This window comes from Neorhizobium puerariae, from assembly GCF_042429745.1.
In the GTDB taxonomy this organism is placed as follows: Bacteria; Pseudomonadota; Alphaproteobacteria; order Rhizobiales; family Rhizobiaceae; genus Neorhizobium; species Neorhizobium puerariae.
Genome location: NZ_JBHMAA010000024.1, coordinates 440,473 through 462,698 on the forward strand (window position 1 = coordinate 440,473; position 22,226 = coordinate 462,698).

The 22,226-nt window shown below is 64.2% G+C and carries 22 protein-coding genes and 2 tRNA genes; 14 read left to right on the forward strand and 10 right to left on the reverse strand.

The window, feature by feature from the left end; genetic code table 11:
• Window positions 1-148 precede the first annotated feature (148 nt).
• From greA to ACFFP0_RS21860, 3 genes are read left to right on the forward strand one after another with little or no spacing between them, the layout of a single operon-like run.
• The gene (gene greA / locus ACFFP0_RS21850) at window positions 149-631 is read left to right on the forward strand and encodes a transcription elongation factor GreA (protein WP_377264308.1); all 483 of its coding nucleotides are present in this window, start codon (window positions 149-151) and stop codon (window positions 629-631) included.
• A gap of 12 nt (window positions 632-643) precedes the next feature.
• Window positions 644-919, forward strand: a complete 276-nt coding sequence (locus tag ACFFP0_RS21855) for a hypothetical protein (RefSeq protein WP_377264309.1) — start codon at window positions 644-646, stop codon at window positions 917-919.
• 48 nt (window positions 920-967) lie between these two features.
• Window positions 968-1,720: a carbon-nitrogen hydrolase family protein gene (locus ACFFP0_RS21860; RefSeq protein WP_377264310.1), complete on the forward strand. Its 753-nt coding sequence runs from the start codon at window positions 968-970 to the stop codon at window positions 1,718-1,720.
• 137 nt (window positions 1,721-1,857) lie between these two features.
• On the opposite strand, the gene ACFFP0_RS21865 is transcribed toward ACFFP0_RS21860, so the two are convergent.
• A complete protein-coding gene (locus ACFFP0_RS21865) occupies window positions 1,858-2,313 on the reverse strand; it encodes an RrF2 family transcriptional regulator (protein WP_377264311.1) in 456 nt (151 codons plus the stop codon).
• A 363-nt stretch (window positions 2,314-2,676) separates the two neighbouring features.
• Here ACFFP0_RS21865 and ACFFP0_RS21870 point away from each other — a divergent pair, with 363 nt between their 5' ends.
• From ACFFP0_RS21870 to cysN, 3 genes are read left to right on the forward strand one after another with little or no spacing between them, the layout of a single operon-like run.
• Entirely contained in the window at window positions 2,677-3,432 is a 756-nt protein-coding gene (locus ACFFP0_RS21870) for a phosphoadenylyl-sulfate reductase (RefSeq protein WP_377264312.1), read from the forward strand.
• Between the two features lie 54 nt (window positions 3,433-3,486).
• Complete coding sequence (cysD, locus tag ACFFP0_RS21875) at window positions 3,487-4,440, forward strand: sulfate adenylyltransferase subunit CysD (RefSeq protein ID WP_377264313.1); 954 nt, start codon at window positions 3,487-3,489, stop codon at window positions 4,438-4,440.
• 1 nt (window position 4,441) lies between these two features.
• A complete protein-coding gene (cysN, locus tag ACFFP0_RS21880) occupies window positions 4,442-5,944 on the forward strand; it encodes a sulfate adenylyltransferase subunit CysN (protein WP_377264314.1) in 1,503 nt (500 codons plus the stop codon).
• A gap of 108 nt (window positions 5,945-6,052) precedes the next feature.
• Here cysN and ACFFP0_RS21885 read toward each other — a convergent pair whose 3' ends face one another.
• Together ACFFP0_RS21885 and ACFFP0_RS21890 are read right to left on the reverse strand one after the other, a co-directional pair.
• Window positions 6,053-7,891 carry a GGDEF domain-containing protein gene (locus tag ACFFP0_RS21885; protein ID WP_377264315.1) on the reverse strand — a complete coding sequence of 613 codons (1,839 nt, stop codon included), beginning with the start codon at window positions 7,889-7,891 and terminating at the stop codon, window positions 6,053-6,055.
• Between the two features lie 349 nt (window positions 7,892-8,240).
• A tRNA-Pro gene (locus ACFFP0_RS21890) sits at window positions 8,241-8,317 on the reverse strand.
• Window positions 8,318-8,575: 258 nt separating this feature from the next.
• Here ACFFP0_RS21890 and ACFFP0_RS21895 point away from each other — a divergent pair.
• The 4 genes from ACFFP0_RS21895 (at window position 8,576) to ACFFP0_RS21910 (ending at window position 12,997) form a co-directional block, all read left to right on the forward strand.
• Complete coding sequence (locus tag ACFFP0_RS21895; protein ID WP_377264316.1) at window positions 8,576-8,932, forward strand: hypothetical protein; 357 nt, start codon at window positions 8,576-8,578, stop codon at window positions 8,930-8,932.
• A 489-nt stretch (window positions 8,933-9,421) separates the two neighbouring features.
• Window positions 9,422-10,693, forward strand: a complete 1,272-nt coding sequence (locus tag ACFFP0_RS21900; protein WP_377264317.1) for a capsular polysaccharide export protein, LipB/KpsS family — start codon at window positions 9,422-9,424, stop codon at window positions 10,691-10,693.
• A gap of 145 nt (window positions 10,694-10,838) precedes the next feature.
• Window positions 10,839-11,579, forward strand: coding sequence for a metallophosphoesterase family protein (locus ACFFP0_RS21905; RefSeq protein ID WP_377264318.1), 741 nt, complete (start codon window positions 10,839-10,841; stop codon window positions 11,577-11,579).
• 2 nt (window positions 11,580-11,581) lie between these two features.
• A complete protein-coding gene (locus ACFFP0_RS21910; RefSeq protein WP_377264319.1) occupies window positions 11,582-12,997 on the forward strand; it encodes a serine/threonine protein kinase in 1,416 nt (471 codons plus the stop codon).
• 55 nt (window positions 12,998-13,052) lie between these two features.
• On the opposite strand, the gene ACFFP0_RS21915 is transcribed toward ACFFP0_RS21910, so the two are convergent.
• A tRNA-Gln gene (locus ACFFP0_RS21915) sits at window positions 13,053-13,127 on the reverse strand.
• Between the two features lie 194 nt (window positions 13,128-13,321).
• Here ACFFP0_RS21915 and ACFFP0_RS21920 point away from each other — a divergent pair.
• Complete coding sequence (locus ACFFP0_RS21920) at window positions 13,322-14,233, forward strand: MBL fold metallo-hydrolase (RefSeq protein ID WP_377264320.1); 912 nt, start codon at window positions 13,322-13,324, stop codon at window positions 14,231-14,233.
• A gap of 96 nt (window positions 14,234-14,329) precedes the next feature.
• On the opposite strand, the gene ACFFP0_RS21925 is transcribed toward ACFFP0_RS21920, so the two are convergent.
• Complete coding sequence (locus ACFFP0_RS21925; protein ID WP_377264355.1) at window positions 14,330-15,223, reverse strand: DUF1499 domain-containing protein; 894 nt, start codon at window positions 15,221-15,223, stop codon at window positions 14,330-14,332.
• Window positions 15,224-15,412: 189 nt separating this feature from the next.
• Here ACFFP0_RS21925 and ACFFP0_RS21930 point away from each other — a divergent pair, with 189 nt between their 5' ends.
• Window positions 15,413-15,679, forward strand: coding sequence for a hypothetical protein (locus ACFFP0_RS21930; RefSeq protein ID WP_377264321.1), 267 nt, complete (start codon window positions 15,413-15,415; stop codon window positions 15,677-15,679).
• Window positions 15,680-15,705: 26 nt separating this feature from the next.
• Here ACFFP0_RS21930 and ACFFP0_RS21935 read toward each other — a convergent pair whose 3' ends face one another.
• From ACFFP0_RS21935 to ACFFP0_RS21945, 3 genes are all read right to left on the reverse strand, one after another.
• Window positions 15,706-16,482 carry a molybdopterin-binding protein gene (locus ACFFP0_RS21935; protein WP_377264322.1) on the reverse strand — a complete coding sequence of 259 codons (777 nt, stop codon included), beginning with the start codon at window positions 16,480-16,482 and terminating at the stop codon, window positions 15,706-15,708.
• Window positions 16,479-17,321 carry a cytochrome b/b6 domain-containing protein gene (locus tag ACFFP0_RS21940; RefSeq protein ID WP_377264323.1) on the reverse strand — a complete coding sequence of 281 codons (843 nt, stop codon included), beginning with the start codon at window positions 17,319-17,321 and terminating at the stop codon, window positions 16,479-16,481. The genes ACFFP0_RS21935 and ACFFP0_RS21940 overlap by 4 nt, the downstream gene beginning before the upstream one ends.
• A gap of 78 nt (window positions 17,322-17,399) precedes the next feature.
• Entirely contained in the window at window positions 17,400-17,663 is a 264-nt protein-coding gene (locus ACFFP0_RS21945) for a pentapeptide MXKDX repeat protein (RefSeq protein ID WP_377264324.1), read from the reverse strand.
• 189 nt (window positions 17,664-17,852) lie between these two features.
• On the opposite strand from ACFFP0_RS21945, the gene ACFFP0_RS21950 reads away from it, so the two are divergent.
• Together ACFFP0_RS21950 and ACFFP0_RS21955 are read left to right on the forward strand one after the other, a co-directional pair.
• Window positions 17,853-18,401, forward strand: a complete 549-nt coding sequence (locus tag ACFFP0_RS21950; RefSeq protein ID WP_377264325.1) for a sigma-70 family RNA polymerase sigma factor — start codon at window positions 17,853-17,855, stop codon at window positions 18,399-18,401.
• Window positions 18,398-19,042, forward strand: coding sequence for an NrsF family protein (locus ACFFP0_RS21955; protein WP_377264326.1), 645 nt, complete (start codon window positions 18,398-18,400; stop codon window positions 19,040-19,042). The genes ACFFP0_RS21950 and ACFFP0_RS21955 overlap by 4 nt, the downstream gene beginning before the upstream one ends.
• 13 nt (window positions 19,043-19,055) lie before the next feature.
• On the opposite strand, the gene ACFFP0_RS21960 is transcribed toward ACFFP0_RS21955, so the two are convergent.
• Together ACFFP0_RS21960 and ppdK are read right to left on the reverse strand one after the other, a co-directional pair.
• A complete protein-coding gene (locus ACFFP0_RS21960; RefSeq protein ID WP_377264327.1) occupies window positions 19,056-19,487 on the reverse strand; it encodes a GNAT family N-acetyltransferase in 432 nt (143 codons plus the stop codon).
• Complete coding sequence (gene ppdK / locus ACFFP0_RS21965) at window positions 19,484-22,156, reverse strand: pyruvate, phosphate dikinase (protein ID WP_377264328.1); 2,673 nt, start codon at window positions 22,154-22,156, stop codon at window positions 19,484-19,486. The genes ACFFP0_RS21960 and ppdK overlap by 4 nt, the downstream gene beginning before the upstream one ends.
• Window positions 22,157-22,226: the final 70 nt, after the last annotated feature.

Below are 22,226 nucleotides of genomic sequence, written 5' to 3' on the forward strand. Positions count from 1 at the left end.
AAACCACAATCCGGCCACAATCGCGTTTTCCGGGCATCCGGAGAAAGATTTTTCGCTTATTTCGCGCCACCGCCGGCCACGACCATATATGATCCCGATCCGGGCCGGCATGGCCGATTCACGCGCAGAAGACCCCGGAGTTCTGAAATTGAGCGTTGCCTTCACCAAGGAAGAGAGTGCCGAAACCGCTTCGGAAACCTTCCTGCCCGACCGTCCGGTTTCCCCTCACCCGAACCTCGTCACCGAAGCCGGGCTGAAGGCGCTGGAACTGCAACTCTCGCAGGCCCGCGCGGCCTGCGAGGCGTCGAATGCGATCGAGGACGTGAACGAGCGGCGGCGGCAAGCGGCAGGGCCGATGCGCGACCTGCGGTATTTTGCCGAACGTGTCCGCACCGCCCAGGTCGTTCCCGGCCCGGCATCGAACGAGACGGTGGCGTTCGGCGGCACCGTCACCTTCAGCCGCGAGGACGGGCGGGTGCAGACCTATCGCATCGTGGGCGAGGACGAGGCCGATCCCAAGGCGGGATCGATTTCCTATGTCTCTCCGGTCGCCCGCGCGCTCACCGGCAGGGCCGTCGGCGATGTCGTCAATGTCGCCGGCCAGGAACTCGATATCACCGCCATTTCCTGAGGATTGCGCATCGTGGCAGGCTTTTCCCGGAGATGGATGCTGCATGCCGGCGCAATCGGGCTCTGGTACGCGATCAGCCCCCACGGGACCGCAAGGGCCGAGACATTGGAAACCGAAGGCTTCAGGCGGGAGGTTATCGAGAACGTGACGCCGGAACCCTACCCGCTGACGGACGACCTGTTCGTCTCGTCCGCGGCCGGCATGCGGCCGGCGTCGCCGGAGGAAGCGCGCGACCATGGGCGTTCAATCGGCGGCCGTGGGTGGCGACTGACATCCCTCCGTGTGTGAAGATGCGCATGACGCCGATTCCATGCTCTCCAACACGGGAAAAACGAAATGCGGACTGTCAGGATCGCCGCCGCCCAGATGCCGGAATTCAGGGACGACATTCCCGCCGCCCTCGCCTGCCTCGCCGATTTCGCAGCAAGGGCCGAAGCAGAGGGCGCGCGCCTGCTCTGCTTTCCCGAAGGCTTTCTCCAGGGCTATCTGCTGGACGAGGCTTCGGCGCGCCGGGTCGCGCTGGACCTGTCGTCGCCGGAATTCGAGGCGGTGCTGCGGCGGTTTCCGAAGAGCGGGCCGACGATCGTCGTCGGCATGATCGAAGCCGCCGGCGGACGCCTGTTCAACACGGCGCTGGTGGTCGCGCAAGGCAAGGTCCTTGGCCGCTATCGCAAGGTTCATCTGCTTGCCGGGGAGCAGGTTTTCGGGATCGGCCACGGGCCTGCGGTCTTCGAAGCCGACGACCTGCGCTTCGGGATCAACATCTGCCACGACACGAACTTTCCGCCGGCCGCCCGCTGCCTTGCCGATCTCGGCGCGTCGCTGATCGTCTGTCCGGCCAACAACATGATGCCGCGGCAGAAGGCCGAAACCTTCAGGAACGTCCACAATGCGGTGCGCGGCGAACGATGCCGCGAGACCGGGCTGTGGCTCGTCTCCTCCGACGTCACCGGCGAAAGGGACGGCCGCATCGGCTGGGGGCCGACGGCGGTGCTGGACCCCGAGGGCCGGGTGGTCGCGCAACTCCCCCTGGAAAAACCGGGGCTGCTGATCTTCGATATCCCGCTTGCAGGGCGCATCGTCGCCTAGAGGCGCCGGCAGCCTCGCAAGGACGGGTTTGACCCGGCATGCCCCGGTTCACATTTCGGCAAAACCCGGCACCGGCAGCGTATCGGCGGGATGGGCGCGTGGTGTCGAAGCCCCGGTCCGCCCCCTGGTACAGGCGCTCAGGCTGTCAGCAGTTCGCGGGCCGGGGCCTTGGTCTCGGCGGTGCCTTCGATGGCGTCGGCGATCGTGGTGTTGAACAGCACGTTGCGCGTGGCGTCGGCCACACGGGCGAAGACATGGCGGATTTCGCAAAGGTGCTCGCCGTCGCAATCCTCGCATTTGCGATAGGCGGTCTGGGACAGGCAGGGCAGCGGCGCGATCGGACCGTCGACAAGGCGCAGCACCTCGCCGAAGGTGATGGCGTCGGCGGGCTTCAGGAGAAGATATCCGCCCTGTTTGCCGCGGCGGCTGACGACGATGCCGGAGCGCTTCAGGTCCAGCAGTATCTGTTCGAGGAACTTCTTCGGAATGCTCTGCTGAAGGGCGATCTCGGAGATCAGCATAGGCTCGTCGGGATCGGCCTGCGCGAGCGCGGCGAGCGCTCTCAGCGCATATTTCGCTTTCTGGGATATCATCACGCAACCATCGGACACTACCGTCGCCGCGAGGAAAATCCATCCCTGCGGCGCCGCTCAACCAGCTTCGTACGGGGCATCCACGGGTTCGCCGGAACGGCGCTCAGGGGGTGCATGCCGGCAAGCGGAAACCCTGCCTTGCCGGCATATTCCGGGCTTAGCTCAAATCACGAGAAATTACAAACCAATGCGGGTGTTTCCTGCGACAAAATCGGTCACTTTTGGTTAAGGCGGCAGGTTTTCTGTGTGAGTGGTGCTTTGGAGAGATATTTGCTCCTCATCCCCCTGCCATGAAACGGGTTTTTCTGTCCTTGCAGGGCCTGAGATGGGATATTCAAGACATCGCTCACGGAATAAGACCTCATGACCCTTCAAGACGCCGACGGCCAGGACCGTACCGCGCTGGCCGCCACGCTGGACGCCAGCCTCCAGAACCTCGATCTTGCGGGGCGCCTGGCCCTGGCTGCCGAAACCGGACATGCCGTGTTCACGACCAGCCTGGGCATCGAGGACCAGGTCATCACGGCGGCGATCGGAACCCACCGGCTGCCGATCGATGTCTCGACGCTGGAGACCGGCCGCCTGTTTCGGGAAACCGTCGACCTGATCGGAGAGACCGAGGAACGCTACGACATCGCCATCCGGCGCTTCACGCCGGAGCAGGACGATATCGACGCCTATGCCGCGCAATACGGCCTCAACGGCTTCTACGACAGCGTCGAGGCGCGTCACGCCTGCTGTCATGTGCGCAAGCTGAAGCCGCTGGCGAAAGCCCTGGCCGGCGCCGACGTGTGGATCACCGGCCTTCGCCGCGGCCAGTCGGGCAACCGGGCCTCGACGCCGTTTGCCGAATACGATGCGGAACGCAACCTCATCAAGATCAACCCGCTCGCCGACTGGGACATCGAGACGATCCGCGCCCATGTGGCTTCGGAGGCGATCCCGGTCAACCCGTTGCATGCCCGCGGTTATCCCTCGATCGGCTGCGAGCCCTGTACGCGCGCCATCAAACCCGGCGAGCCGGAACGTGCCGGGCGATGGTGGTGGGAAAACGACGAAAAGCGCGAATGCGGCCTGCATGTGCCGGAAAGTGCTGCTGAAGCCATCCCCCGGGCATAGCCCATCGCACGCTAACCTCTTGTGTTTGTTACAGTTGAATACCCGGAGACCGCAATGCCCCTGTCCGTACAGGAAACGGAAGTGAAGAACCCGCCCGTTTCCAGACCGCCGCTCGATCCGCATCTGAAAGCCCTCGAAAACGAAGCGATCCACATCTTCCGCGAAGTGGCGGCGGAATTCGAAAACCCGGTGATGCTCTATTCGATCGGCAAGGATTCATCCGTCCTGCTGCACCTCGCCCGCAAGGCCTTCTATCCCGGCCGGGTGCCCTTCCCGCTTCTTCACGTCGACACGACCTGGAAGTTCCGCGAGATGATCGAGTTCCGCGACGAGATCGCCGCGAAATACGACCTCGACCTCGTGGTCCACACCAATCCGCGCGGCAAGACGGAAGGCATCACGCCCTTCAGCCACGGCTCGGCGCTCTATACCGACATCATGAAGACCGAGGCATTGCGCCAGGCACTCGATGCCGGCGGCTACGACGCGGCCTTCGGCGGGGCGCGGCGCGACGAGGAGGCATCGCGCGCCAAGGAGCGCATCTATTCCTTCCGCACGCCGGACCACAAATGGGACCCGCGCAACCAGCGGCCGGAACTGTGGAACATCTATAACGGCATGATCAGACAAGGCGAGAGCGTGCGCGCCTTCCCGCTCTCCAACTGGACCGAAGTGGATATCTGGCGCTACATCCAGGCCGAGGATATTCCGCTCGTTCCGCTTTATTTCGCCGCCAGGCGGCCCTATGTCGAACGCGACGGCATGATGATCCTCGCCGAGGACCCCCGCCTCGAACTCAAGCCTGGCGAGGTGGTGAAGGAGGATTTCATCCGCTTCCGCACCCTTGGCTGCTTCCCGCTGACCGGCGCGATCCGCTCGCATGCCTCGAACCTGGAAGAGGTGATCGCCGAGCTGGAAATCGCCACCGTCTCCGAGCGCCAGGGCCGCGCGATCGACCGCGACCAGTCCGGCTCGATGGAAAAGAAGAAGCGCGAAGGATATTTCTGAGATGACGGCAACAGCAACCTCCACCTCAGCCACGATCCTGCCGTTTGCGGAATCCGCGGCAAAGGCCCATCGCGACACCAGGCCGCTGCGCCTCATCACCTGCGGCTCGGTGGACGACGGCAAGTCGACCCTGATCGGCCGCCTGCTGTGGGACACCAAGGCCGTCAAGGAAGACCAGGCGGCGACGCTTGCCCGCGATTCCGGCCTGCAGAACGATCTCGGCCTGCCGGATTTCGCCCTGCTGCTCGACGGGCTGCAGGCCGAGCGGGAACAGGGCATCACGATCGACGTCGCCTACCGCTACTTCTCGACCGACCGTCGGTCCTTCATCGTCGCCGACACGCCCGGCCACGAGCAATATACCCGCAACATGGCGACCGGCGCCTCCACCGCCGATCTCGCCGTGCTGCTCACTGACGCCCGCGCCGGCCTTCTGGAGCAGACGCGCCGGCATGCGACGATTGCGGCGCTGATGGGCATCCGGCAGTTCGTGCTGGCGGTCAACAAGTTCGACCTCGTCAACTACGACAAGGCCGTCTTCGACAGGATTTCCCACGAGTTCCGCGAATTCGCGCTGTCGCTCGGGGTGCGCCAGATCACGGCCATCCCGATGTCGGCGCTGCGGGGCGAAAACGTCGTCTATTCCGCGGATGCCGCCATGCCCTGGTACGAAGGCCCGACGCTGATCGAGGCGCTGGAGCTTGCCACGGTGCGCTCTTCGCAAACGGGCGGCTTCCGCCTGCCGGTCCAGCGCGTTTCGCGCCCCGGCGAGAGCTTCCGCGGCTATCAGGGCACGGTCGCCGGCGGATCGATCAAGCCGGGCGATTCGGTCGTCATCCTGCCCTCCGGCACGATCGCCAACGTCAAGCAGATCGTCACGTTCGACCTGGTGCGCAATGCGGCCGTCGCGGGCGATGCGATCACGCTGGTTCTCGACCGGCAGGTGGACGTGTCGCGCGGCGACATGATCGTTTCGATCGACAGTCCGCCGATGACCGGGCTCGGTTTCGACGCCCAGCTCGTCGCGCTGCAGCCCGGCGGCATCGAGCCCGGCAAGCGCTACTGGCTGAAGAGCGGCTCCCGCCGGCAGCGCGTCTCCGTCGAGCCGGCCTCGCAGCTCGAGCTTTCGACCGGCAAATGGCTGCCGCACGCCTCGACGCTCGCGATGAACGCGATCGGCAAGGTACGCCTCTCCTTCGAGGAGGCCGCCGTCTTCGACGCATACGAGCAGAACCGCTCGACGGGCGCTTTCATCCTGATCGATCCAGACACCTACAATACCGTGGCAGGCGGCATGATCACCGCCAAACACGGCGAACTGGGCGGCATCCATCGCACCGATCCGCACGGGGCCCAGCGCGTGCTGCTTTCGCTGCCGGCGGACCTGGCCGAACAGCTGATGGCCAGCGAACTCTTCGCCAGCCGCCGCGACGAGACGGAGGTCCGCCGCCTGACGGCCAGGCAGGCCGCCGAGATCTTCGCCAACGCCGCAAGCGACATCTGACCATCGCCCGCCGAGACGACATGCCAAAACGACATGGGAAAGGGGACACGAGGCCCTTTTTCGTTCCGCCGGCCGATATGTACGCCAATCGGCGCCGGGCGGCAGACCTTACCGGCGGACCTTCGGGGAGAAGCCGTTCTTGCCGTCATAGGAACGCGGCGGGACCTGCGCATTCTCATTCACCGGCCGGGGCTGCGAAGATACGAACGGACGCCCTTCGAGGAAGATGCAGGAGCGATTGCGACCATTCCTCTTGGCGCAATAGAGCGCCTCGTCGGCCACCGACATCAGCTGCCGCCATCCATCCTCGCCGCTGTTCTGGACGGCGGCGATGCCGATGCTGGCGGTGACCTTGATTTCCTTCCCCGTCCCGACCAGCCTGACGACATGGGACTGGACAAGCTCACGCAACTGTTCGGCAAGGCCGAAAGCCGCCACCAGATCCGAATGAGGCGTCAGGATGGCGAATTCCTCCCCGCCGAAGCGGGCGACGATATCCGATGGACGCGCGTTCGCCTGCAGGAGAGCGGCGATGTCCTTCAGCACCGCATCCCCCATCAGATGACCATACGTGTCGTTGACGGATTTGAAGTGGTCGATATCGATCAGCATCAGGCATGCGCCCCGCTCCACGCGGGACAGGCCGAAGCGTTCGAGCGCGCGGCGGTTCCACACGCCCGTCAGGCCGTCCTTCTCCGCCTGGGTCTTCAGCCGCGCCTCGTATTCGCTCCGTTCCTCCAGCTTCGAATGGAGGAGTTCGAGCGCATCGAACAGACTGTACATTTCCGGCGCCCGGGAGACGACCCGGATGTCGTCGACCTCTCCGCCTTCCGCCAGCGCGATGATCTGGCGTCGCGCCGCCAGAAGCGGGTTGAGCACATAGATCCGGATCAGCCGGGAGGCCAGGAAAAGCACGAACAGGGTGGAGAGCGTGATCGCGCCGATCTCCACCAGCCGCCAGAAGGCCACATCGTGCTGACGCCGGTACGATCTGACGACTTCGTCCAGGAACGTCGTGCGCAGTCTTTCAAGCGGCTGGAACGTCGGGACATAGAGCCTGGTCAGCTCCACCGCGGACATCGAGTAATCTCCCGAAATCCTTCCCTCGGCGATCGTCGTCCCGACCAGCTCAAGCCCCTTGCCGAAGAAAACCCTGTCGACCTCCTCCATGAGTTCGGGCGCCAGCGGATCGCCATCGCTCATGATCCTCTGGCCCCGGAGCAGGAGGCGCAATTCCAGCAGCTTTCCCATCGTCTGGTTGGAATCCGCAAGATGCGTGCTCCCGAGTGGCTGCCTGGTCGCCACGGGTCCCATGATCTGCGAGGCGATCCTGCCTCCATATTCCCGCAGGGCGCCGATCATCCGTCCGGTGAGGAAGGGGGCCGTCAGTTCCGGACGGTCGGTGGTGAAGGCCGCGACATGCCAGTCGACGACCGCCTGAAAATCGTCGACGACCGAGATCATCGCACGGATGGCGGCCTGGACGTCTTCCGGCCTGCGCGTCGAAAGCGGCGTCGTTCCGACACGGTCGACATCCTGCCGCGCACGGCGCAGCCGTTCCCTTACATGCGAGAGGACGGCCGGGAGCCTGCCCGGATCGATCGCCAGTCCGACCGGCTGATCCAGGGCATCGAGAGCCGCGTCGCTGCTCTTTCGAAATACATCCAGCCTCTCCCCGGCCGCCAGGCTGCTGCCCGGATCGATCGACATGATATCGTTGGAAGGACCGCGCTCGGCGGAAATGCGGCCCGCCGCCTCCAGAACCAGCCGGAACCGCTCAACAGCCTGCAGATTGTCTTCCGCAGAACGGTAGCGCTGCCAGGTGGGAACGAGGGCGGCGACCGTGAGAACCAATGTGAAGACGCCCAGCACGACCATTGCGACGAGCAGTTTCCCCTTCAGGGTAACCCCGCCCGCCCAGCCCATCTGGCCCTTGCTCATAGCCATATCGCGCCCTTTTCCACTGGCAGGACCTATAGCCGGACCTTTCTTACCAATCTTCAGTCATTCAAAGGAACAGTGGACAACAAGGTTAAGAACACCTCAACGGAATACCTCCCGCCTTGCTTCCGAGCCCCCCGATCATCTTGTGCGGACATCGCGGCGGGTCGGCTGACGAAGACTGAGAATGCATGTTCGGATGGGCCGTGTGAATAGCAGTACCGACCGGCCTGAATTTCCCCGCAGCTGCGGCGCGCATACTCCGAAGCGGCCCTCGACCGGCCTGATCCGTCAACTCATAGAAGGCTTTGGTGGAGAAGTTCGGGATGATCTCTGAAAAGCAGAGCTTTTCGGCTGGTCGGAGTGGAGTGATTCGAACACTCGACCCCCACGTCCCGAACGTGGTGCGCTACCAGACTGCGCTACACTCCGTGACCAGCGGCGCCTCTATAGACCAGCATTTTTCATTCCACAAGCCGCAGTCATGAAAAATTTGCGACAAGGATGCGGCCCGCCTCTGCCGGCATCCGGAAAACCTTCAAACCAAGGCGTTGCAAAAAAGCGGCGCTGCAAGAATTTGATATCGGCAGCCCTCCGCCATCTCGCGAAGACTGTCAGAAATCTGTTACGTGCGGACTCGAAAGACATGTCTGTCACACACCACGGAAGATACGAGGATTTTTCAAGACTATGAGCCGCCGCGCCATCGCATCGACAGCCCTTTTCGCACTTGCCCTCTCGGCCTGCACGACCACGGGCGTCGCCAGCAACCCGATCGAATCCCGCTGGGTGGGCCGCTCGGCCGGCGAATTCTTCGCGAAGTTCAGCCCGCCGATCAGCGACAGCGATGACGGCTCCGCGACCGTCTACAACTGGCGCGGCGGCTACAACCGCATCAAGCAGCAGAACGGACGCACCGGAAGCGTCAGCTGCTCGGCGAAGATCACCGTTTCGGAAAGCTACATCATCCGCGACATCACCATCGTCTCCGACCGCCCCGGCGCCAACGGCCCGAGCTACTGCACGGAGCTGCTGGCAGCCAACTGAGGACGGACGTCCTCCGCGCCCCATGGACGACCATTTTCCTATCTTGAAATCGAGCACCCGGCATTACCGCATCTCTTGAGACGGTGCCGGGGGCGCAGTCCGCCCAAAAGAGCGGCTGGCCGAAATCATCCCTCGACGGCCATTTTTTCGGCTCCGGGCATAGCCATCTGCGCCGCTGAAAGCACCTCGGCCACCTTTGTTATCTGGATCAACCCTCCCTCTGGCATCTTCCGGCAAAACAGCATATTTTCGACACGATAGCCGGCCATGGAATGAGCCAGATGTGCCGGAGCCAGATATACGAGGTCGCTTGTATTATTTCACAACGCATATTCGTGTCGTGGTCATGGGATATTACAACATCCGGGACCGCAATTGACCACCGGCCTGCCGAAAGAGACGGTCTGCCCTTCATTCCGCTGGCGAACGGATGGAATTGCGGAATGAATTGACTTGGGAAACGGTGCCGGCACCATGAGGACGCACGACATGCCGGACCTGGCAGGGCGGGACGTTTTCGCCTTCCACCTGAGACGATGGAAGCAGGCTATTCTTCAGGCTTATTTCCCGCAAGTCGGCTTCCGGTATCTGCCGCTCTATCTGACGGACGGGGATTTTGCCCGGAACTGGGCCGATACGATCAAGGCGTCCGCCAGACCCGCATTGCTCGTCTGGGGCGTGAATGCACCGCCCGCGGCCCTCGCTTTTGCGCAGCAGAACGCCATTCCCGTCTATTACCTGGAAGACGGCTTCATCCGTTCGCTGGTTCCCAATGCCAGCCACAGCGCGCCATTTTCGCTGACGCTCGATTCCCGCGCTCCGTATTTCGACAGCCGCCGGGAATCGGACCTGGAATGCCTTCTCGGCTCTTATGATTTTGCCGGCGATCGGGAACTGGTGGATCGCGCCCGGGAGGGGATCAGGTCGCTCCTTGCGTCCCGGCTCAGCAAATACAACATGCCCGGCGGCCGGCCCGCAGGAGAGGTCGCGACCAAAACCGGCAAGCGCCGCATTCTCGTCCTAGGCCAGGTGGAGGACGATGCGTCGATCCGGTTCGGATGCGACCGCCGCCTGACGAACAACGATGTCGTGCGGACCGCGGCGCATGAGAATCCCGGCTGCGAAATCCTCTACAAGCCGCATCCGGACGTGCTGAACGGAGTCCGCAAGCGCCTTTCGAACCCGGCCGACGTGGCGCACTTGTGCGAGATCATAACCGGCCCGGTTCCCCTGCCGGAACTGCTGGATACGACGGACCACGTCTATGCGATCACATCGCTTGGAGGCTTCGAGGCGCTTCTGCGCGACATTCCGGTGACGATCATGGGATGCCCCTTCTATGCCGGGTGGGGGCTGACGGACGATCGACAGGCGAATCCGAGACGCAACCGGAAACTGAGCCTCGCGGAACTCTTCGCCGGCGCCTATCTGCTCTATCCGCTCTATTTCAATCCCGTGACAGGGGCGGCCATCAGCTTCGAGGAATGCCTGGAACTGGCGGCGGACTGGAGAGAAACGGGCATGCCCGAGAGCTTTATCACGCCGCCTCCCACGCCGCCAAAGCCCGGCTTCCGGCTTTCAGGCCCCTACGGCCTCCTGGGCTGGCGCCACCTGCTCACGGAACCGCTGGCCCGGATCATCGCGATGATGGGCGACGGGAACGACGCCGAGAACTTCAGGGAAAACCCCATTCTCTTCTTCCGCGAGCTTTCGAACCCCACTTTCCGCAAGGTCGGCCGGGTGCTCTATCCTTTTGATTGAGCAGGGCGATCGGAAGCCGCCCGATCAAGGAAGGCCGGCCTCGCATCCGACCACTGGAGACCCGGAGCGCGGCGGGTCTCCTACACCTTCGGCCAATAGTGGCACGGCCCGATTGCGCCTAAAGTACGCGGGCTGGGAGGCCAATATGAAAATCGCGATCCTGTCCGACATCCATGCCAACCGCGAAGCCTTCGAGGCCGTGCTGGCCGACTGCGCCGCGCGCGGAGCCGGCCGCTTCATCGTGCTCGGCGATATCGTCGGTTACGGTCCCGATCCGGCCTGGTGCGTGGAAAAGACCGTGGCGCTCGCCGAGGCGGGCGCCACGGTGATCCGCGGCAACCACGACCAGGCCATCAACGATCCGTCCCCGTCGATGAATTCCGACGCAAAGGCGGCCATCGATTGGACGACGGGCGTGCTCAGCCCGGCGCAGAAGGCCTTCCTTGCGGCACTGCCTCTTTCGTCCGCGGAGGAAGACCGGCTCTGTCTCCATTCGGAAGCCTCGGCACCGTCGCGGTTCCACTATGTGCGCAATGCGGAAGGCGCCGCCCGGCATTTCGCCCATTGCGAACAGCGCCTGAGCTTCTGCGGCCATCTGCATCGCCCCGCCCTCTATGCGTCCGGCCCCGGCGGCAAGGTGACATCCTTCACGCCGTCGAGGGCGACGCCCGTTCCATTGCTGGCGCAACGGCGCTGGCTGGCGGTGATCGGCTCCGTCGGGCAACCCCGCGACGGCGATCCTGCCGCGGGCTATGCCATCCTCGACACCGGCACCGGCGAACTCTCCTTCCTGAAGGTGCCCTACGACATCGAGACAACCGCAGCCAAGATCCGCGCCGCCGGCCTGCCGGACAGCCTGGCGGATCGTCTCTTCAAGGGCGTGTGACGATGGTTCCCCCGAAACTCCAGCCCGGAAGCCTGATCGACGGTTTCACCATTGTCGAGACCGCCCATCGCGGCGGCATGGCGAAGCTCTTTTCGGTATCCCATCCGGATTACGATTTCCCGCTCCTCATGAAAGTGCCGCAGGTGGGTGGCGGCGCGGACCCGGCCATGATCGTCGGCTTCGAGATGGAGCAGATGATCCTGCCGCGGCTTTCCGGCCCGCATGTGCCGCGCTTCGTGGCGAGCGGCGATTTCTCCCGCCAGCCTTACATCGTCTTCGAGCGGCTGCCCGGCAAATCGCTCTACCACCGGCTCGAAACGCTGCCGCTCGATCCGGCGGAAGTGGCCGAACTTGGCGCGAGGATCGCCACGGCGCTGGCGGACCTGCATCGGCAGGACGTCGTGCATCTCGACGTCAAGCCCTCCAACATCATGTTCCGCGAGGGTGGCGAAGCAGTGCTGATCGACTACGGGCTTGCCCGCCACCTGCATCTTCCCGACCTGATGGACGAGGAATTCCGCCTGCCCTACGGCACGGCTCCCTATATGGCGCCCGAACAGATCCTCGGCGTCAGGAGCGACTGCCGCAGCGATATCTTCGCGCTGGGCGTGCTGATGTATTTCTTCGCCACGGGCGTGCGGCCCTTCGGCGATCCGCAGCGGATGAACGGGCTGAGGAAACGGCTGTGGCGCGATCCGTGGCCGCCACGGGCGCTGCGCCCGGAAATACCCAAACCGTTCCAGGAGGCGATATTGCGCTGCCTCGAGGTCAATCCGGCGCGCCGGTATCCGTCGGCGGCGCAGCTCGCCATGGATCTCCAGGACCTCTCGAAAGTGCCGCTGACCATGCGCGCGGAAAGGCTGCGGCGGGATGGCTGGGCCGATGTGCTGAAACGCCGCTTCAACCCGGACCCGATCGAGCTCCTGAAACCGCAGGCCGCCGCGGGCGCGCAGGGCAAGGCGCCCATCGTCATGGCCGCCATCGACCTCACCGATGGTTCGACGGACCTGGCGGAGGAACTCCAACTCACCTTGCAGCGGATTCTCGACAATACGCCCAATGCCCGCATCGCCTGCTTCAACGTGCTCAGGATCAACCGCATCAGCCTGGACAAGGAGGTCGACGACACCGGCACCAACCTGCATGTGGCGCGGCTGGTGCAGCTCAGGCACTGGGCGGAACCGCTGAAATCTCCGGAAGGCACGATCACCTGCCATGTCATCGAGGCGGTTTCGCCCGCCGACGCCATCCTCGACTTCGCGCGGCAGAACCTCGTGGATCATATCGTCATGGGCGCGCGGGCGCAATCCACCATGCGCAGCCTGCTCGGCAGCGTCTCCGGCGCGGTGGCCGCCAACGCTCCCTGCACGGTCACGGTCGTACGCCCGCGCATCGGCAAAAGCGAACCTTCGACATGACAGGCATGGGCCTTCAAGGCGTTCGCAGCATATCGGTCCGATCTGGGGGAACATGTGGCTGGGGCGCCTGGATTCGAACCAGGGGATGGCGGTACCAAAAACCGCTGCCTTACCGCTTGGCTACGCCCCACCAGAATGCCGATGGCGGTCGAAAAGACGACCGACTTGGCGGGTGGCTTGCTCTAGCAAAGCTTTTCCCCCCTCTCAACGGCTAACTTTACGTTTTTCCAATTTTCCGGCGGTTGTTTTTTGAATGCGTCGCAGCGAGAGCGGTGCTAGACCGTTTCGGACAACGGAAAAGATCGAGCAAACGCCGAGGCCGGAATGGCAGAGGATCTCACCTTCGACATGGAATTCTCACCTGCATACGGCTCGCCGGTGCCGGTGGCCGACGGCGTGCAGCGGCTCACCGTCAACAACCCCTCGCCTTTCACCTTCCACGGCACCAACACCTATATCGTCGGCGGCTCCTCGGTTGCCGTCATCGATCCGGGGCCGGAAAACGACGCGCATTTCGAGGCCCTTATGGCTGCCCTGAAAGGCCGCGAAGTCACCCATATCTTCGTCAGCCACACCCATCGCGACCACTCCCCCCTCACCCGCCGCCTGAAGGACGCGACCGGCGCCAGCGTCGTCGCCGAGGGTCCGCATCGCGCCGCAAGGCCGCTTCACGCGGGAGAGACCAACCCGTTCGCGGAAAGCTCGGATACCGGGTTCGCGCCCGATATCGCGATCGCGGACGGAGAGACCGTCGAGGGTGACGGCTGGGCCCTTTCGGCGGTCCATACGCCCGGCCACACGGCCAATCATACCGCGTTCGCGCTCGACGGCACGGGCGTACTGTTCTCCGCCGACCATGTCATGGCCTGGGCGACGACGATCGTCGCTCCCCCGGATGGTTCGATGGCCGATTTCATGACCTCGGTCGAAAAACTGCTGGACCGGGACGACCGCCTCTTCCTGCCCGGCCATGGCGGGCCGGTGCGGGAGCCGGCTTCCTTCCTGAGGGGACTTCGCACCCATCGCCGCATGCGCGAACGCGCCGTGCTCGAACGCATCCGCGCCGGAGACCGGCTGATCCCCGACATGGTGAAGGTGATCTATGCCAGCACCGATCCGCGCCTGCATGGCGCCGCAGCACTTTCCGTGCTGGCGCATCTGGAGGATCTGGTCGAAAAGGGCCGCGTCGCCACCGAAGGCCCGCCATCGCTGACAGGCGCCTATTGGCTGGCCTGACGCATATCGCGCAGACGGGCGCGGCGGTTTTGCGCGAAACGCGCGGAAACAGGGGCTGAAAGCGTAGTACGCGAATCCGAAAGATCGCGGCACGCTTTAATTTCCGGCAATTCCCAGCAGTTCCGTATCCAGTCTGTCGAGGAAATCCTCCGCGATCGCCTCGCCCGTTCCAAGGTCGTGCGGGCCATAGCGGGAGGCGACGCGGATATCGACGGACGTGGTTTCGGCATCCTCCCGCAAACGGATGACGAGATCGAAGCGGAGCCCGAGAACGAGCGTGCGCGTCTCCCCCTGGAGCAGGACGTCCGAGGCACTGCCGAAAACCGGGGACAGCGACGGCTCCGGCCGCGGCAGGGGGATCGGTGCGACATCCGGCACCGGCGCCTGCTCGTCCTGCGGCGCGGGGCGCTCGGCGATATCCGGCTCGATGAGCTCGATACCCTCCCGCCTGGTGATCACAATCCGGGCGGAAAGCACCGCCTTCCGCACGCCATCATAGACGCGGTCGATCGCCCCCTCGTAACGCCGTCCGGTGAGGCCGGGATAGGCGGCGAGTTGCGCGCGACGCTCGGCCGGGGTGACCGCACCGGGCCGCGGCAGCCATTGCTGTGCGGCGTGCGGCTCGGCAATCCAGGATGGGGGATCGGCAAGGTCGGTGGATATGTCGTAGAGCGCCGGCAGGGTGTAATAATAAAACGCGCCCGTCGCCACGACCCCGAGCGGTATCGCCGCATAAACGAGCCCCTTGGCCGCCGCAACGCCGCCTTCCGCGCCCACCTGCCAGAGGCGGGCGAGGCCGATCAGCGAAAACGGCACCGAGACCGCGGCGATCGCCGCCGCGAGAAAGGTGAGCGACAGGAAATCGGGGGTCGTCAGCGGGCCGAAGCGATGCGCCAGCGCCGCAATCGCAAAGAGCACCAGTGCCGAAAGCCCGAGCCTTCTGGCGGCATAGGCCGAAGAGGAAACGGGCCGGACGAAGCGGACTGTCATCGGATCGGGCGTGCTCCATGGCAAGGCGCGGCGGGTATCGGGACACGCGACGCTTTGCGTCTTCTTATCCATGCATGCCGCCGGAAACCGGTTCCCACTTCCGGGCGGCATGCTTTCATGTGTAAAACAGCTTTGCCGGGAATGGAATCCTGCTATTTCAGCCCGGCCGACTGAAAGGGAGTTCCTGCCATGCGCCTTCACCGCCTCCTGTTGCTTGCCGCGCTCGCCGCCCCGCTTGCGGCCTGCCAGACCATGACGCCGGAGGAGCGTCGCGCAGCCGACGAGAATACCTGCGCCGGCTACGGTTTCAGGCGCGGCACCGATGCGATGGCGCGTTGCCTGCTCGATCTGGAACTCGACCGCCGCGCCGAGTCGCGCGCCTTCCAGGCCCGCAGCAGCAGCATGATGTGGAGCCCGATGGTGGTCGAGCGGCGGGTGATCGTCGAGCGGAAATAGGTCCATCTGATCGGGCGTTCGCCCGATCAGATTCCCGCATACCATTCGTAGCCCCGGTCCTCCCAGAAGCCGCCGCCGCCCCGATAGATGGCGCCGAGATCGGCCACCGCCTCGATCCGCGTGAGATATTTCGCCTGCTTGTAGCCGAGCTGCCGCTCGACACGCAGGCGAAGCGGTGCGCCATGGGCGACTTCGAGGTCGCGGCCGTTCATGGCATAGGCGAGGATAGTCTGGGGATGGAACGCATCGACGAGGTCGATGCTCTCATAGTACCAGCCGGAACCGTCCAGCGTCTTTTCGTATTCGTCGGCGCAATGGAAAATGATGTAGCGCGCCTCCGGCTTCAGGCCGACGGTCTGCAGCAGGCTCCCGAGCGGCACGCCGGTCCATTTGCCGATCGCGCTCCAGCCTTCCACGCAATCGTGCCGGGTGATCTGGGTGCGGGCCGGCAGCGCCTTGAGCTCCGCCAGCGAAAGCCGGGCCGGCTTTTCGACCAGCCCGCCGACATCGAGCCGCCAGGTCGAGAACTGCCGGCTCATCCAGTCGATATAACGGGCGTTGTCCGGCATGCTCGTGCCGTTGGAGCGGAAGACGGGCGAGATATCCGCCTCGCCGAATTCGCGGGCCAGCGCGTCGTCGCCGAGGAGCAGGCGCTGCGTTTTCATCGTGAAGCCCTCGGCAATCTTCAGGACCGATCTCGTCCGGTCGCTCTCGACGAGAGCATCGCAGCCGCTGAGCCCGAGTGCCGATGCGGTGATGGTCGTGCCGATCAGAAAGCGGCGCCTGGTGAAAATCCGGCTCATGGCCTTTCTCCCTGGCTGATGGCGTAATAGCCCGTGATCATGGAGCGGAGGTTGTTGAACACGCCCGACACGAGGACCATCGCAAGATGGATCGCGACGAAGGCCACGAGCGAAAAGGCGGCGAGGAAATGCAGCGTGCGGGCGGACTGGCGCCCGCCGAAGACATCGAGCAGCCAGGGTGCGATCGCGTCGAACCCGGGCGACATGGTGAGGCCCGTCAGGATCATCAGCGGCAGCAGAAGGAAGATCACGACGAGATAGGCGAGTTTCTGCAGCGTGTTGTAGTGCCGCGCCTCGGGCCCTTTCGGGAACCTCAGCCGGGCATGATCGGCGATCTCGCGGACGAGATGCGCAGGCGCGAGCTCACCGCGGGAGGGCAGAAGGTCGCGGCGGAAATGCCGGCCTGCAAAGCCGTTCGCGATATAGACGAGGCCGTTGATGACGAAGAGCCAGGCGAAGAAGAAATGCCACCGCCGGCCGGTCGACAGGTCCTGATAGCTCGGCAGGGTCAGCCAGGCTGGAAAAGCGCGGGCGCTTGCCTCTCCTCCCTCGTCGGAAAGACCGAGGAAACCCGTCGTCTCGAAGGCGAGCGGACCGATGCGGGTGAGACCCCGCGCCTCTCCGCCATCCTCCACGGCCTCGACCGAGATGAAGGACGGATCGTTGTCGGCCCCGTACTGCCCCCAGTAGAGGGCCGGATGGGCGTTGAATATCTGCAGGCCGCTGAAGAGCAGCACCGTCATGCACAACACATTCACCCAGTGCGACAAGCGCACGGCCAGGCTGTGGCGATAAACGAGCATGCGGCCGGCCGCCTGGCCGGTATCGATCGTGTCCATGGGTTTTCTCCGAATGAAGGCTCTTCCGGAAGAAGAGACGCGGCCGCGGAATGAAAAGTTTCAGCGGCCGCGGCGGCATCATTTCATGGCGTCGCAGGCCTTCATCATCTCGGCCTTCTTCATGCCGTCCTTTTCCATGCCCGCCTTGTGCATGCAGTCGGTCTTCGTGCTCGCCGTCGACATGGCGTCGGTCTTCATCTTGTCCTTCGACATCGCACCGCTCTGCATGCTGTCCTTCTTCATCGGATCGGCCTTCATGGCGTCCTCAGCCAAAGCGGCGCCGGAAAACGACAGGCCGGCGACGAGCGCGCAGACCGAAAGGCCGGAAAGAAGCTTGGTCATGAATATTCTCCTCAAATCAAAGGATTGATGTGTCCGCCCGGCTCCCTGCCGGGGGTTCACATCCTTTCATTCGAGGCCCGCGCACAGACGTTACGGCCTCACGCGCATGTGATAAGGCTGTGATGCCGGAATATTTTTCTTTCCGGCTGTAACCGTTTACGTGCTCCTGCGAATGATCATCGAGACAGCATGACGACAGCCCCTTCGGAAGAAGCCCTGAAGACATTGATGCTTCTTTCCCTCGACGGGGACGAGGCAGCCTACCGGCGTTTGCTGAACATTCTGCGCGTCCTGCTCGTCGGTTATTACAGCCGCCGCATGAGCGCGGCCGCGAAGGCGGATATGGAAGACCTCGTCCAGGAGACATTGCTGGCATTGCATTCCCGGCGGGAAACCTATGACCGGCAACGGCCCTTCACGGCATGGTTCTTTTCGATCGCCCGCTACAAGCTGATCGATCACCATCGCGGCCGCGGCGGGCGCATGATGGCGGAAACGGAGCTTGGCGAGGATATCAAAAGCGATTTCAGCGAAGAGGCGCTGGCCGCGCGCCTGGATGTCGAAAGGCTGCTGGACGGTCTGCCGGAAAAACAGCGGAACCTGATCCGGCAGGTGAAGCTGGAAGGACAATCGGTTGCCGACGCCGCAAGCCTTGCGGGCCAGACGGAATCGGCCGTGAAGGTCGCCATTCATCGGAGCCTCAAGGCGCTGGCGGAGAAGTTGCGAGGCGGAGCGTGAGAAAGACGGACGACATCATCGAAGGCCTCGTGACGGATCTGAAGCCGGTGCCCCGGCATGCGCTCGGCCGCCGCTTCGCCACCGGCATTCTTCCCGCCATGGCGGTTTCGCTGCTGCTCATGCTGGCCATATTGGGCCTGCGCGTCGACATGGACGAGGCGCTGGCGCTGCCCGTCTTCTGGATCAAATCCGCCTATAACGCGCTCATCGCCATCACAGCCTTTCTGGCGGTCTACCATCTGGCCCGGCCCGGCGGTTCGGAAGGGCGCTTCTTCGGCACGACCGCCACAATTTTCGCGGCCATGGCCGTGGTGGCGGCGATCCAGCTCGCCACCTCGCCCGCAGAGACCTATCCGGTCCTGATCCTGGGCTCCTCGGCGCTGCACTGCCCTTTGCTGATCTTCGCTTTCGCGCTTCCGGTTCTTGCCGGCAACGTCTGGATATTGCGTCGCGCGGCTCCGACCGAGCTCAGGATGACGGGCTTCGTCGCCGGCATCGCGGCGGGCGCGGCAGGCGCCTGGGTCTATTCCTGGTTCTGCACCGAGAACGGCATGCCCTTCGTGCTGATCTGGTACTCGCTCGGCATCCTGCTGACCGGCGCGGCAGGCGCCCTGCTCGGCCCCCGCCTGCTGCGGTGGTAAGCAGTGGGAAGGGTCAGAAATTCTTCATGTGGAAATGAGGAATGCCGACCTCATAGAACTCGTCGCCATAGGCCTTGAAGCCGAAGCGTTCGTACATGGCCGTCTTGTCGCTCTGCGCCGTGAGATAGAAACGGTTGCCGCGCATGTCGCCATGCGCGTCCATCACATGACGGATCATGGCGCCGGCAACGCCCTTGCCGCGCCAGGGCAGGCTCACGACCACCCGGCCGATCTTGACGCAGTCCTCCGCGTGGATGACGCGCAGCGTGCCGCAGACCTCGCCGGAGACAATCGCCACATAGTGGAAGGCCGTCAGGTCGTCCGCATCGAATTCCATGTCGGCCGGAACGTTCTGCTCGACGATGAAGACCTCGCGGCGCAGCCGGAACCCTTCGTTGCAAAGCGTGCTGAAGACCGGGACGGAAAGAACGGTGATCGGGTTCATGACCTTCTCCCCTCGATCGCCGCCTGCGCCGCCGCAAGGCGGGCGATGGGCACGCGGAAGGGCGAACAGGAGACATAGTCGAGGCCGGCGCCTTCGCAGAAATGGATCGATGCCGGATCGCCGCCATGTTCGCCGCAGATGCCGAGCTTCAGGTCGTTGCGGGTCCTGCGTCCGCGCTCCGCCGCCAGCCGGATCAATTCGCCGACGCCGTCGAAATCGAGCGAGATGAACGGGTCGTGCTCGATGATGCCCTTCTTCTGATAGGTCGGGATGAAGGCGGCCGCATCGTCGCGCGAGATGCCGAAGGTGGTCTGCGTCAGGTCGTTGGTGCCGAAGGAGAAGAATTCAGCCGTCTCGGCGATCACATGGGCACGCAGCGCCGCGCGCGGCAGCTCGATCATCGTGCCGGCGAGATAACTGATCGACACGCCGGTTTCCTTCGTCACGTCTTCCGCGATCCGGTCGATCACGCCCTTCACATAGTCGAGTTCCGTGCGCAGGCTGACCAGGGGAACCATGATTTCCAGCTCCACCGGCTCGCCGGTCTGCCTGGCCGCCGCCACCGCCGCCTCGAATATGGCGCGCGCCTGCATCTCGGCGATTTCCGGATAGGAGATCGCCAGGCGGCAGCCGCGATGGCCGAGCATCGGGTTGAACTCATGGATCGCATCGATGCGGCGGGCGAGGAAGGCCGGCGGCATGTCCATCGCCCTGGCGACCTCGGCAATCTCCGCTTCCGTTTTCGGCAGGAATTCATGCAGCGGCGGGTCGAGCAGGCGGATGGTCACCGGCAGGCCATGCATGATGGTGAAAAGGTCGGTGAAATCCGAACGCTGCATGGGCAGCAGCCTGGCGAGCGCCTCGCGGCGGCCTTGCTCGTCCTCGGCAAGGATCATCTCGCGCATCACCTGGATGCGGTCGCCCTCGAAGAACATATGCTCGGTGCGGCAGAGCCCGATGCCTTCCGCCCCGAAGGAGCGCGCGGCGCGGGCGTCCTGCGGCGTATCGGCATTGGTGCGCACCGTCATGCGGCGGGTCTTGTCCGCCCAGGCCATCAGCTTTCCGAAATCGCCGGAAAGCTCCGGCTGGATCATCGGCACCGCGCCCTTCAGCACCTGTCCCGAAGAACCGTCGATGGTGATCGTGTCCCCTCTTTTCAGCGTCACCCCGCCGACGCCGACCAGGAGTTCGTTGCGCAGGTCGACGCGCATGGAGCCGGCGCCGACGACGCAGGGGATTCCCATGCCGCGCGCGACGACCGCCGCATGGCTGGTCATGCCGCCGCGGGTCGTCAGGATGCCTTCGGCGGCATGCATGCCATGGATGTCTTCGGGGCTTGTCTCGATCCGCACCAGGATGACCTTGCGGCCCTCGGATTCGGCAGCCACCGCCTCTTCCGCGGTGAAGACGATCTCTCCCGTCGCGGCCCCCGGAGATGCCGGCAGGCCGGAGCCGACCACATGGCGCTCCACGCGCGGATCGATGGTCGGATGGAGAAGCTGGTCGAGCGAGGGCGGTTCGATGCGGCAGACGGCCTCTTCCTCGGAAATCAGGCCTTCCGCCACCATGTCGACGGCGATCTTCATCGCCGCGCGGGTGGTGCGCTTGCCCGAACGGGTCTGCAGCATCCAGAGCGTGCCGCGCTCCACGGTGAATTCCAGGTCCTGCATGTCGCGGTAATGCGCTTCCAGCCGCCCGCAGATCGCCTTGAATTCCGCGAAGGCCTCCGGCATCAGCTTTTCCATCGACGGCTTTTCCGAGCCCGATGCGAGACGCCCCTCCTCGGTGATCGATTGCGGCGTGCGGATGCCGGCAACGACGTCCTCTCCCTGCGCATTGACCAGGAACTCGCCGTAAAGCGCCTTTTCACCCGTCGAAGGATTGCGGGTGAAGGCAACGCCGGTCGCCGACGACGATCCGAGATTGCCGAAAACCATGGCCTGGACGTTGACCGCCGTACCCCATTCCTCCGGAATGCGGTGAAGCATGCGATAGGTCATGGCGCGCGGGTTCATCCAGCTCGAAAAGACGGCGGCGATGGCCTTCCAGAGCTGGACATGCGGGTCCTGCGGAAAGCTCTCCCCCAGTTCCTCCTCGATCATCTGCTTGTAGAGCCCGACGACATGCTGCCATTCGACGGCGGAAAGATCGGTATCGTATTCGTGGCCGAAACGCGCCTTCTCGTCCTCCAGGATTTCCTCGAAGACCTCATGGTCGAGCCCCATGACCACGTCCGCGTACATCTGGATGAAGCGGCGGTAGCTATCCCAGGCGAAGCGCGCGTCGCCCGCATCGTGGCCGAGCGCCTGCACGGTCTCGTCGTTGAGGCCGAGGTTCAGGACGGTGTCCATCATGCCCGGCATGGAGGCGCGGGCGCCCGAGCGCACGGACAGCAGCAGGGGCCGGACATCGCCGCCGAAGGTGCGGCCGCTCAACGCCTCCATGGCGGCAATGCCCGCAAGAACCTGGGTCTTCAGGTCTTCCGGAAGCGCCCTGCCGTTCTTGAAATAAAAGTCGCAGGCGTCGGCAACGATCGTCAGGCCCGGCGGCACCGGCAGCCCGAGACTTGCCATCTCGGCCAGATTGGCGCCCTTGCCGCCCAACCGCTCGACATCCGCGGCGCGACCCTCCGCCTCGCCTCCACCGAAGCGATAGACCCACTTCGTCATGCTGCTCTCCACCCCGACGCAGTCCATTTTCTGCAATAACTACAAGTTTTATCACGGTTTGGAAACGGAT